This window comes from Litoribacter ruber, assembly GCF_018500185.1.
GTDB classification, from domain to species: domain Bacteria; phylum Bacteroidota; class Bacteroidia; order Cytophagales; family Cyclobacteriaceae; genus Litoribacter; species Litoribacter ruber.
In genome coordinates this window covers 495,033-506,367 of the sequence record NZ_JAHBGI010000002.1, presented here as the reverse complement: position 1 = coordinate 506,367, position 11,335 = coordinate 495,033, and the positions used below count along the sequence as shown (strand labels likewise).

The window sequence follows — 11,335 nt, the reverse complement described above, 5'->3', positions numbered from 1 at the left end:
TTAATCAATACTTACACACTTATTGGGATAGTGTCCGGCATTAAAAAAGTCTGTATGATATAAGAGGGGCCTAAGCCCCTTTTTTTATTTGTTTTTTTCTTCAATTCGATCCAATTCGGATTGAATTCTTTCCCGGTCAATGTAATTTCCGCCAACGAATAACCCTTCAAGTTCCTCAAGGGTTTCCAATTTTTCAAGAGGGTTATCTCTTACTATCAAGAAATCAGCATCTTTCCCAACCACAATCTCTCCAAAAGTATCCTGGTTAAAATATTGGGCTACATTCTTTGAACCGCTTTTTAATATGTCGACAGCTTTCATTCCAGCGTTTTTCATGGACTTAATTTCTCTATGGGTGGCAAAGCCAGGGACATTAAAGACTTGCGGGGAGTCTGAACTTAAAAGTATCAGGACATCTGCCTCATATAATTCCATGAGAATTTGATCTCTGAGGGATAAAAAGGGTTTTACTTTCTCCTCAGCTAAGATACCATCATCTTCAAGCCTTTGTTTTTGCTCTGCCCACTTCACAATTTGGTCCTTAGGTAGGTATTTCATCTCTGCTCTTTCCTTTAATTCACTTGCCGGTAAATACCCAAAAAAATGTTCAAAAAGGGTCATTGTTGGTGCCACAGCTACATTATTTTCTCTTGTCAGCTTCACCAATTCCGGAAGTTTAGAAAGGTCGGCATCCTGGGAAAAATTCATGCTAAATGGCCCCGCTTTCTCGGAATTTTTATAATCCTCATGGGGAAGCATGGCTTCCAGATAACCATCCAGATGCTCTACTGAATGAAATCCATTTAAAATTACATTTTCCAAACCTACGTCAAGCGGGACATGGCCACCTATCATAATATTTTTCTCCTTGGCTGTTTCTGCGATTGCTATGAATTTTTCCATACTTAATCTAGGGTGGATTTTTAAATGATCATACCCAGCGTCAGCCTGCTCATGTACTAATTGCCGGCCATGTTGGGGAGATTCTACGCTGTTTCCATTCAGGGATGGGCCGGCCGCAAATATTCTAGGACCCATCATTTGGCCACTTTTGATCCTTTCCTTTAACTCCAAATGACTCGGATGCCCTATCATGCCTCTAATTGTGGTCACCCCATTGGCCAGGTATAACCACATGACATCCTCCAAAAAGGAAAAATCCCCGTTCTCCGCATTGGGTATGTGGGAGTGCATTTCCGCCAAGCCCGGCAAAACATATTTCCCAGCTCCTTCGATTATAGAATCAGCTTCTACTTCCAGGTTTGATCCGATAGATTGAATTTTCCCGTTTTCTACCAAGATGGACTGGTTGGATAGAATTGGATTTTCAGTGCTTAAAGTGACAATATTGACATTTTTTACTAAAAATGATTGAGCAGGTGTGGTGAAAGGGAGTAAAAGTATGATTAACAGTAATTGTCTCATGGTGAACTGGATAGGTGATTAGCTAATTTACGGAAAAAACAAATTGAAAAAAACAGGTAAAAAACTGTGATATTATAAACTGGTAAATTTTTTGAATTGGATCATTTTTCTTAAAATTGCCAATCGATCGGGGTGTAGCGCAGCCTGGTAGCGTACTTGCATGGGGTGCAAGGGGTCGCTGGTTCGAATCCAGTCACTCCGACAATGAAAAAAGCTGACAGTTTGGTCAGCTTTTTTAGTTTATGCGCTTTTGAACTTAAGTACAATTTCTTCATCAATATCGAGTATCCCTTCACTTGATGAAATTTTCAAAAGATGATTGTGGTAGTGTTCGGGACCTAACGAAACCTTTTTGCAACTGGCATGTATTTCTTTAAAATGCTCAACTTTTTTAAAGGTTTCCAGATGACTGGGCTTGCTTCCACCTCCCGGCATGATTATGATCCGGTCGCCAGCTATTTTCATCCATTTGAGTAGGTTTTCCATACCATCGGTCACCGTGTCAAAGCCTCCAGATGAGAGGATCCTGGTAAAGCCCAAAGAAATGATCTCTTCCAGTGCCTTGTCATGGTTGGCCATGTTGTCAAACGCCCGATGAAAGGTGCAGGGCTTTTTGGTTGCCTTTATTAAACTTTTATTTGATATTAAATCCACCCCACCTTGAGGAGTTTGAACACCAAATACAAACCCATCCGCTCCTTCTTGATCAAATAGTTTGATATCCTCTATCATTGCAGCGATTTCCCGTTCTGAATAGACAAAATCACCCCCTCGAGGCCTGATCATGACAAAAATAGGAATCTGTATGAGGGATTGTAAAACCCTAAATACTCCAATACTTGGCGTGGTGCCTCCCTCTGCAAAGTCGGCGCAGAGCTCCAAGCGGTCAACTCCAGCCGAGGCGGCTTTTAACCCAGCGTGTAAAGAAAAGACCGGCGCTTCAAGTAGGTAGGTTCTCATTTGAATTTGCTTTTGGAGTCAATCAAAATGTTTTCTCCTTTGGTATGCCTGGCAAAGTTGAAACCGGGATGGACGGAATAGGCACCATATTCCCCGTCTTTATTCATGGCTATAAAACCCGCCTGTATATCCTCAATATTCTTGTTTTTGGCTATCAATCTTTTCACAGCCTCCTCACAGGCTTTCTGCGGTTCCCAGCCCTGCCGCATAAGCTCTACGATAAGAAAACTTCCGCAGATCCTGATGATAGACTCGCCCAGACCGGTAGCGGTAGCTGCTCCTACTTCCTCATCCACAAACAAGCCCGCACCAATGATGGGGCTGTCACCGACTCGCCCGTGCATTTTGAAAGCTAAGCCACTGGTAGTGCATGAGCCGGCAAGTTTTCCTGAGGTATCCATTCCTATCATACCAATGGTGTCGTGGTTTTCAATGTTGATAATGGGTTTGTATTCGGATTTCTGTTTCCATTCTTTATAGGCTTTTTCCGCTTCTGGGCTTAATTTTTCCGGCAGAACTTCCAGTCCCTGCTCGATTGCAAACTGCCTGGCACCCTCCCCGCTGAGCATGACATGGGGTGTTTCCTCCATCACTTTTCTGGCTAGGGATATGGGGTGCATTACTTGTCTTACAAATGAAACCGTCCCACATCCGCCATCACCTCTCATAATAGCTGCATCCAGTGTTACGATTCCTTCCCGGTCCGGTAACCCCTGAAGCCCCACAGTGAGGTTGCTCAGATCCGATTCGGTCACCATCACACCTTGCTCTACAGCACTTACTATATCACCGCTGCTTTCGAGTACTTCCCAGGCTTTTTCATTGGCGGCTAGCCCATGGTTCCAAGTGGAGAGGATCAGGGGCTGGAAATCTGTGGTTTTATCAAAGCCGTTGCCAGATGCTGAAAATTTAAATGGTAGAATTAGGCTGGAAGTCAGGATGGTTTTCTTTACAAATTCTCTTCTCGAAGACATTAGAGCATATTTATCAATTGGTAGGCTATACTAAGCAGTCGAGTTTGAATAAAAACGGAATTTTTTATGAATGGCAATAATGCTGTTTAAGCCTGAAAAATTAATATTGAATAGGTGGTTTTATATTGAATATTACTGGTAAATAGTTCTTTATATGTTTTGTTAATTCATGAATTAATGCTTTAATTTCAGGTGTGGTGGTCTTTTTAAATAAATCATTAAAGTGTTTGTGAAAAGCATAAAATAATATTCTAAACAATGATTTGCAAAAATCAATGTATAAAATGCAATTTAACTAATGGATGTGGCAGGTAAATGGGGAGAAAACCTTTGAAATATTATAAGCTTATATGGGTTATCATTTTATTGTGTGGAAGTCTCACCTCTCATGCTAGTACAATAGTACCTGAAAATACAGACCTTATACATGCTGCTCCTCCAAATGTAAGTCTAATGGTAACCCAAATGTGTTCTGGGGATAGTTTTGGGCAAATTGGCTTTGATCTAAGCCAATTGAGGCCACCTAGAAATTTATTTGCTAGGTATAGAATTCAAAATGGCAGCTGGAGTGATGAAAAATCAATTTCGGAAGGAGGGAATGATGTTTCAGATTTTTTAATAAACAGACAAACTGGATCATATGATTTTCCTGCTGGAAATTATGAGATCGAGATATTTAGACGAAGCGGCAGTAATAACAATAGAAAAGAAGAGCCATTAATATTTCAGGTGACAATAGGTCCTCCTGAGTCTCCTCTCACCGCCACCGTCATCCAAGAATTAGATGTCTGTCCAGTAAACCACGTCACCGTACTCCCAGAAGGCGGCTGGGGGGAGTACACATATAAATGGAGCAACGGTGCAACTACCCAAACCGTGTCCGCTCTTACACCGGGGACTTATTCAGTCACTGTGACCGATAAAGAGGGTTGCGAGGTGACCGTCGATAATATAATTGTCCCTGAAAATGACGCTGTGTCTATTGAACCCACTTTTGTACAACCTACCTGCGGGGCATCGGATGGGGCCATAAATATTACTTCTTCCAATCTTGACTATAACCGACATGAGCTTGTGTGGCGCAAGGATGATCCTCTTAACGGGGAGATCATTGACGGTGATGCAACCGGGATCACCAATGTGGAAGCAGGAAAATACTACCTGATCCTCACTGAGTTTGTCAATGGCAACTGTGACGAGTTTGTGAAAGAATTTGAGCTGAAAAGCCAGCCGACTCCTATTGAAATAGATTTTGACGACCAGGAAATTTGCGAAGGTGAAACGGTGAGTTTTTCACCATCCATCACCTCCAGTTCTTCAGATTATCAATTCAACTGGTACCGTGACAGCACCAAACAGCAGCCTATATCCAATGGGGATCTTGGCCCTGAGGTAGTCTATAACTTTCTACCTGATGGCACCCTTGAAATCGAAGGCCTGCATTTCTCCGAATCAAGCTACGAATACTTCGTGGATGTATCGGGTGTGGACGTTTGCGAATCCCTGCCGGATGAAATGACCAAAATCTCAATTCATGTAAAACCCAAGCCACAGGCGCCCCTGGTGCAGATCAACGGTGGCTATCCCAGAAATATAAATTAAGAAACAATTAAAAGTACCTATTATGAAAAAGCAATTTTACTTATTAATCGGAATACTAATTTTATTGGTAAACCAGTCTTATGGACAATACCCATTAAATTTTACTCATCCTCAAACTGGTAATACCATTACTAGTTTCAATTCATTTGATGCGGCTGGATATGGAGCGGAAAATGACCTAGAGGGGATAGTCCAAAACTTATTTTGTTATGAAGAAGGGGCGAAAGTAGCCTTAAGTGTAGATGGTGTTTACGAAAGGTTTGAGTGGTATTTGATGGGCAAAGTGGATGAAGATCAAGTTTTGCTTGAGGGTGAAACAGAGGCTTCAATTACCTATGACTTTACAAGATCAGGTTACCATAGGTTTAGAGTATATGGATTTAATGGTAGCGGGGATGATGCGTGTTACGAAATTACTGATATAGCAGTCTATGTAGCTCCTGAAATTATACTTGAAGTCGATGAAGAGGATGATGATTTTTGTGAGAATGATTCAGAGCAAATTTCCAATTACAATGAAAAAGAATTAACTGTTTCTGCTTCTTATGAAGAAACACACATGCAAGATGATTTTAATCTTGTATATAAATTCTATTTAACAACCAATGAAGGAGAAGCGATTCTGCTTCAGGAAGGGAGCACCAATACTTATGTTTTGGGTTCGTCAGACAATGACCTTGATTTTACGGAAAGATTGCTAGAACAAGGCGATTATAAATATACTGTTAGGGTAAGTTACGATTTTGAGGATGAAGAAGCTCTTTGTGAGAAAGAAGAGACCTTACTAACTCTAGTAATTAATCCAATTCCAGAGAAGCCAGTAATTGAAATCACTGGAGGCTTAGGTAGAAATTAATAACTCCTAACTTCCCTTGAGCAAAATGCTTTCATACTCTCCTTCGATCAAAGGAATGGCCTTGGCCTTCCTTATCGGAGGGGGTATGTCATTTTCTCAAGTGTATGCTGATAAGAAAGAGGCCCAAAGGGTCAGGCTCTGCGAGGGGGAAACCATTGAACTCACCGCTTCGGGCAAAAATGCCTCCGCCTTCCAATGGCTCAAGGATGGGGTCCCCATTTCTGATGAGGGGCCATTCATAGAAATCACCGAAAATGGTGTCTATGAAGTGATGACCATCAACGAACAGGAGTGCTCTTCGGAAGTTTCCGATGCCGTAATCATCGATTTTCTGCCACCGCCAAACCTGCGAGTCCTCCAACCTGCAGTGCTCTGCGAAGGGGGAAGTATTGATTTTACTGCCTCCATTGAAGGCTATGATCCTGAGGTGTTTGAATACACCGTGGAAATGCCTTCCGGTAAAAAGCTGCGGCTTCAGGATGTACCCGAAGTAAATGAAGGAGGCGTCTATCAAATTCAAGCCAACTACAAGGATTTGGATTGCGCTTCCACCAAGCAAAAGGTCATGGTAGAGGTTTCCGATGATCCGGTGCACGCCATGTTTGATTACAAAATCAACGGGCTTGGACAAAAAGGTGAAGTCCTAGCCAACGATGAGGTGGTTTTTGAAAGCCACTCCTTGGGGGACAATTTGAGCTACCATTGGGATTTTGGAAATGGCCGAACCAGCAAACTCCAAAACCCTCCTTTCAAATTCGATGCGAAAGGGCAGTACTTGGTTACGCTCACGGTCACCAATGCCTATGGCTGTACTTCGACAATGGAAATGCCAATTGAGGTCAATGAGGCATATCTGATCATGATTCCATCAGGGTTTACGCCATTGGATAGGGAAAACCAGAACTTCAAGCCTAAGATGCGTGGAATATCATCTTACGAAATGCTGATCTTCAACACCTGGGGCGATTTGCTCTACGAGATGACCAGCATGGAAGATCCGGGATGGGATGGCAAAGTAAACGGGAAACTGGGGCCAAATGGCAACTATGTGTATAAGGGTACATTCACGACTGTGGATGGCAAGCAAGTAACGAGATCGGGAGTATTTACATTAATACGATAAGGTAGGAAATGAGAAAGTTATGGTGTGTAGTCTTTTTGCTTATTAGCATCCAATCATTTGGACAGGATGTGCAGTATTCGCAGTTCTATGCTGCGCCGATGTACATGAACCCAGCTTTTGCCGGTTCGGCCGAGCTCACTAGGGTGGGGTTGAATTACCGAAACCAATGGCCTGGGCTTGACCATACTTTCAATTCCTATTCCGCTTACATCGATCATTACATGTTTGATATCAATAGCGGTATCGGCCTGCAGTTCAACGGCTCGCAAGAGAGCATGTCCTCGCTGAGCACCATGGAAGTCGGTCTGGTTTATTCTTACAGGCTCCAACTTGGTTTTAACAATTTCCTGAGATTTGGTGGACAGGTCAGTTATGTCTCCAGGGATGCTTACTTTGGGGATGTGATCCTGGGCACACAGATGGACATAGCTCGGGGCATCATCACAGACCGATACGATGGACAGTTGATGGTGGATAGTAGGAGGCAGTTTGCCGATTTCAGCTTTGGAATGCTTTATAACAATGAGCATGTTTGGCTCGGAATGTCAGGGCACCATCTGAATGAACCCAATATGTCTTTTCTGGATGACCAGATCAGTGTGCTGCCCATGAAACTTTCCGCCCATGGTGGGGTGAAAATCGGTTTGCCTGATGGAGGGTACAATAGCTATCTTAGCCACAGCAGACAAGAAAGGGCTTTGCTTTTTGCATTCAACTTTAGGCATCAGCAACCATTTAACCAACTGGAGGTGGGGTCTCAACTCTTATTGGAGCCGATCACGGTGGGTTTGTGGTACAGGGGATTGCCAGTTAAATATAGTTTGCCAAACAATGAGGCCATCATTGCTTCATTCGGGTTCATCTTTGACTCTGGGTTGGATATAGGGTATAGCTTTGATTTTAATACTTCCAGGCTCGGTCTCCGCAATTCCGGAGGTGCCCACGAGGTTTCTGTGAGGTATTCCTTCCTTTACGGAAATGCCAAAGACAGAAATCGGAAGAGCACTATTTTGCCATGTTTCAAATTCTAATAGTTTAAATGATTAGCCGAAATATTGCTAAGTGAGTCTTGGTTCCGGTCTCCCTTTTCCGATTTCCGGTCTTCCGTCCCCTAGCTACGGAAAATTAAATAGGTACTAAAATTGCACTTTTAAAACCTCCTGAACTTCAGGAGGTTTTTTTGTTATAACCACAACACTATGAGATCAATTTGGAACGGAACGGTGAGTTTTGGATTAGTATCCATCCCCGTAAAGCTTTACAGTGCCACAGAAGACCGCAAATTGGATTTGGACATGCTCGACAGTGCCGATAATGCCCGCATCCGCTATAAACGCGTCAATGAAACCACGGGGGAAGAAGTGGCTTGGAAGGATATTGTCAAGGGCTTCAAAAATGATGACGGAAACTATATCGTGCTTACAGATGAGGATTTTGAGCAGGCCAATGTCAAGAAAAACCGCACCATTGAAATCGAGTCCTTTATCGAAGCTTCCGATGTAGCCGATGTGCTATTCAAAAAACCGTATTATTTGGAGCCCCAAAAAGAGGGAGGAAAGTCATATAACTTGCTGCGCGATGCACTGAAGAAAACCAAAAAGCTTGGTGTGGCCACATTTGTGATGCGGCAAAAAGAGAATTTATGTCTGATCGGTGTATATGAAAATGCCCTTGTTCTGCACGTGATACGATTTTCAGATGAAATCAGGAAGCCTTCCGACCTAAAATTGCCCAATACCAAGGTAACCAAAAAAGAAGTGGATATAGCATTGAGTTTAATTGAAAATTATACAGAGAAGTTTGATTTCGACAAATTCAAAGATGTGTACAATGATCAACTGATGAAGATCATTAAAAGTAAAAAATCCGGCAAGAAAACAAAGGCCACCAAATACGAAAGCAAACCCACTCCGGCTAAGGATCTTATGGCTCAACTGAAGGCCAGTTTAGACAAAAAGAAATCAAAAAAAGCCTCCTGATAAATGAGTCTTTCGGCATATTATAAAAAAAGAAACTTTGAAAACACCCCAGAACCTAAAGGGGGAAAGGCTAGTGGTGAACAGTTAAGGTTTGTGATCCAGCGCCATGAAGCCACCCGCCTGCATTATGATTTGAGGCTCGAAATGGATGGGGTGCTTAAGAGCTGGGCAGTTCCCAAGGGCCCCTCGCTTTACCCAGATGATAAAAGGTTAGCCATTCACACAGAGGACCACCCGTTGGATTACTTGTTTTTTGAAGGAGACATTCCCAAGGGAAATTATGGGGCTGGAAGGATGAGGATTTGGGATTTTGGCACCTATAAATCTTCGGAGGGTGGGGCTGAAAAGAACTTAATCGAAGCATATAAAAGCGGCAATCTTAAAATCACCCTTACTGGGCAAAAGGTTAATGGGGCTTTTGCTTTGGTCAGGACAAAGGGAGGAAAGGAGGAAAACCACTGGCTATTGATCAAAAAGAAAGATGAATTTTCCAGTGACTCCAAGTATGACGCGGAAGATTTTCAAGATCAAATTTCTAATTATGGTGAAGAAAGAGGCTTTTTTAAACCCATGTTGGCCACCAAAACGGATAAAATTTTTAACCGTGCCGGCTGGATCTATGAACTCAAATGGGATGGGTATCGCGCGATTGCAGATATTAAAAACAGGAGGGTTAACCTGTATTCCCGAAATGGCATTTCCTTCAACTCTAAATTCTCTCTAATCCACAGAAGCCTTGGCCAAATTGAGCATGATGCCATCCTAGACGGAGAAATTGTAGCCCTCGGTGAAAACGGCCTTCCCATTTTTCAGGCCCTTCAAAACTACCCTGCTGAAAAGGAGGGGGAGCTCAGGTTTTATGTGTTCGACATGCTTAGTCTCAATGGCCATGATATGACTGGACTGCCTTTACTTGATCGGAAAAGTTTGATTCAAGACGTCATTGAGGGAATTGACCATATATATTACTGCGACCATTTGGAAGACATGGGGAGCGTGTTTTATGAAAAAGCCATTAAAATGGGCATAGAGGGGGTGATTGCCAAAAAAGCCGATTCTAAATATTACCCAGGAGCAAGGTCAGAATTCTGGCTTAAAATAAAGGCCTCGGAAAGCCAAGAAGCAATTATTTGCGGATTTGTGAAAATCAAGGGTGGGGGAGGTTTAGGCTCCCTGATTTTGGGAATGTACAAAGAAAAAGAGTTGGTTTACATTGGCAATTGCGGTACAGGTTTTAGCGAAGCAGAAAGCCGGGAATTACTGGATTTGTTTGAGCCTTTAAAGAGAGAGGGGTCGCCTTTTTCAGGAAAAATCAGCCTGAAAGGCAGGAAAGCCAACTGGCTTGAGCCGAAGCTGATTTGTGAAGTTGGGTTTTCTGAGTGGACCAGATCAGGTAGCTTGAGACATCCTGTTTACAAAGGCCTCCGAAGTGACAAAGCTCCAAAGGAAATCACCAAAGAAACTGAAATTAAGTTGAAAAAAGGTAAAGGTAAGCCAGCCGAAGAGTCGAAGGGCAATTTGGAGATAGATGGGGTGAATGTGCCGATTACCAATTTGGAGAAAATTTATTGGCCGGATGAAGGGTATAGCAAATATGACCTGATCGATTATTACATGCATGTTTCGGATTTCATGCTTCCGTATTTAATTGGTCGGCCCCAGAATATGCACCGGCACCCCAATGGAATCAAGGGTGAAAGCTTCTACCAGAAGGATACGGCCGGTATTTTTCCCCATTGGATCGAAACTGTTAAGGTGCATAGTAAGTCCAAGGAGGATTATATTGAGTATATGCTCTGCCAGAATGAGGCGACTTTGATTTACATGGCCAATTTGGGCTGTATAGAGATCAACCCGTGGCTCTCCAAAATGAGTGATTTGGATCAGCCTGATATGGTGGTCATTGATTTGGATCCCAGTGATAAGAATACCTTTCAACAAGTAATAGAGGTTGCCCAGGCTACCAAGGAAGTACTGGACCAGGGGAAAGTGAAAGGCTTTTGCAAAACTTCCGGTTCAAGTGGGCTTCATATATACATACCACTTGCAGATGGGTACAGTTATGATGATGCCAGGGACTTTACCAAGTTGCTGTGCTACCATGTTCATGAGTTGGTGCCCAAGCTTACCAGTATGGAAAGAGCAGTAAAGAAACGTACCGATAAAATCTACCTGGATTTCATGCAAAACAGAAAAGGACAAACCTTGGCTGCTCCTTACTGTGTAAGACCTGTGCCCGGAGCCAGGGTTTCAGCCCCGCTCAATTGGGAAGAAGTAAAGCCCGGATTGAAAAAAGAAGATTTTACCATTAAAACCATGCCCCAGCGATTAGAAAAGATGGGCGATCTATTCAGAGGTGTGTTGACTGAAAAAAATGAAATAGAGTTGATTTTGGATAATTTGGGATAAAAAAAGG

At 42.8% G+C, this 11,335-nt stretch carries 9 protein-coding genes and 1 tRNA gene; 7 read left to right on the top strand and 3 right to left on the bottom strand.

Annotation, left to right across the window (positions count from 1 at the left end):
* Positions 1–84: 84 nt before the first annotated feature.
* Positions 85–1,425, bottom strand: coding sequence for an amidohydrolase family protein (locus tag KIH41_RS04485; protein WP_214161659.1), 1,341 nt, complete (start codon positions 1,423–1,425; stop codon positions 85–87).
* A gap of 128 nt (positions 1,426–1,553) precedes the next feature.
* Here KIH41_RS04485 and KIH41_RS04480 point away from each other — a divergent pair.
* Positions 1,554–1,627, top strand: a tRNA-Pro gene (locus tag KIH41_RS04480).
* Positions 1,628–1,665: 38 nt separating this feature from the next.
* Here the strand turns inward: KIH41_RS04480 and KIH41_RS04475 are convergent.
* Together KIH41_RS04475 and KIH41_RS04470 are read right to left on the bottom strand one after the other, a co-directional pair.
* Complete coding sequence (locus KIH41_RS04475; RefSeq protein WP_214161658.1) at positions 1,666–2,385, bottom strand: copper homeostasis protein CutC; 720 nt, start codon at positions 2,383–2,385, stop codon at positions 1,666–1,668.
* Positions 2,382–3,359 carry an isoaspartyl peptidase/L-asparaginase family protein gene (locus tag KIH41_RS04470; protein ID WP_214161657.1) on the bottom strand — a complete coding sequence of 326 codons (978 nt, stop codon included), beginning with the start codon at positions 3,357–3,359 and terminating at the stop codon, positions 2,382–2,384. The genes KIH41_RS04475 and KIH41_RS04470 overlap by 4 nt, the downstream gene beginning before the upstream one ends.
* A gap of 453 nt (positions 3,360–3,812) precedes the next feature.
* Between KIH41_RS04470 and KIH41_RS04465 the strand changes: the two genes are divergently transcribed.
* From KIH41_RS04465 to ligD, 6 genes are all read left to right on the top strand, one after another.
* A complete protein-coding gene (locus tag KIH41_RS04465) occupies positions 3,813–4,961 on the top strand; it encodes a hypothetical protein (protein WP_214161656.1) in 1,149 nt (382 codons plus the stop codon).
* A gap of 22 nt (positions 4,962–4,983) precedes the next feature.
* A complete protein-coding gene (locus tag KIH41_RS04460; RefSeq protein ID WP_213946299.1) occupies positions 4,984–5,817 on the top strand; it encodes a hypothetical protein in 834 nt (277 codons plus the stop codon).
* Positions 5,818–5,842: 25 nt separating this feature from the next.
* On the top strand, positions 5,843–6,940 hold the full coding sequence (locus KIH41_RS04455; protein ID WP_214161655.1) for a PKD domain-containing protein: 1,098 nt from the start codon (positions 5,843–5,845) through the stop codon (positions 6,938–6,940).
* 8 nt (positions 6,941–6,948) lie between these two features.
* Complete coding sequence (locus tag KIH41_RS04450; RefSeq protein WP_214161654.1) at positions 6,949–7,971, top strand: PorP/SprF family type IX secretion system membrane protein; 1,023 nt, start codon at positions 6,949–6,951, stop codon at positions 7,969–7,971.
* 168 nt (positions 7,972–8,139) lie between these two features.
* A complete protein-coding gene (gene ku, locus KIH41_RS04445) occupies positions 8,140–8,919 on the top strand; it encodes a non-homologous end joining protein Ku (protein WP_214161653.1) in 780 nt (259 codons plus the stop codon).
* Positions 8,920–8,922: 3 nt separating this feature from the next.
* On the top strand, positions 8,923–11,328 hold the full coding sequence (gene ligD / locus KIH41_RS04440) for a DNA ligase D (protein WP_214161652.1): 2,406 nt from the start codon (positions 8,923–8,925) through the stop codon (positions 11,326–11,328).
* The last annotated feature ends 7 nt before the right edge of the window (positions 11,329–11,335 follow it).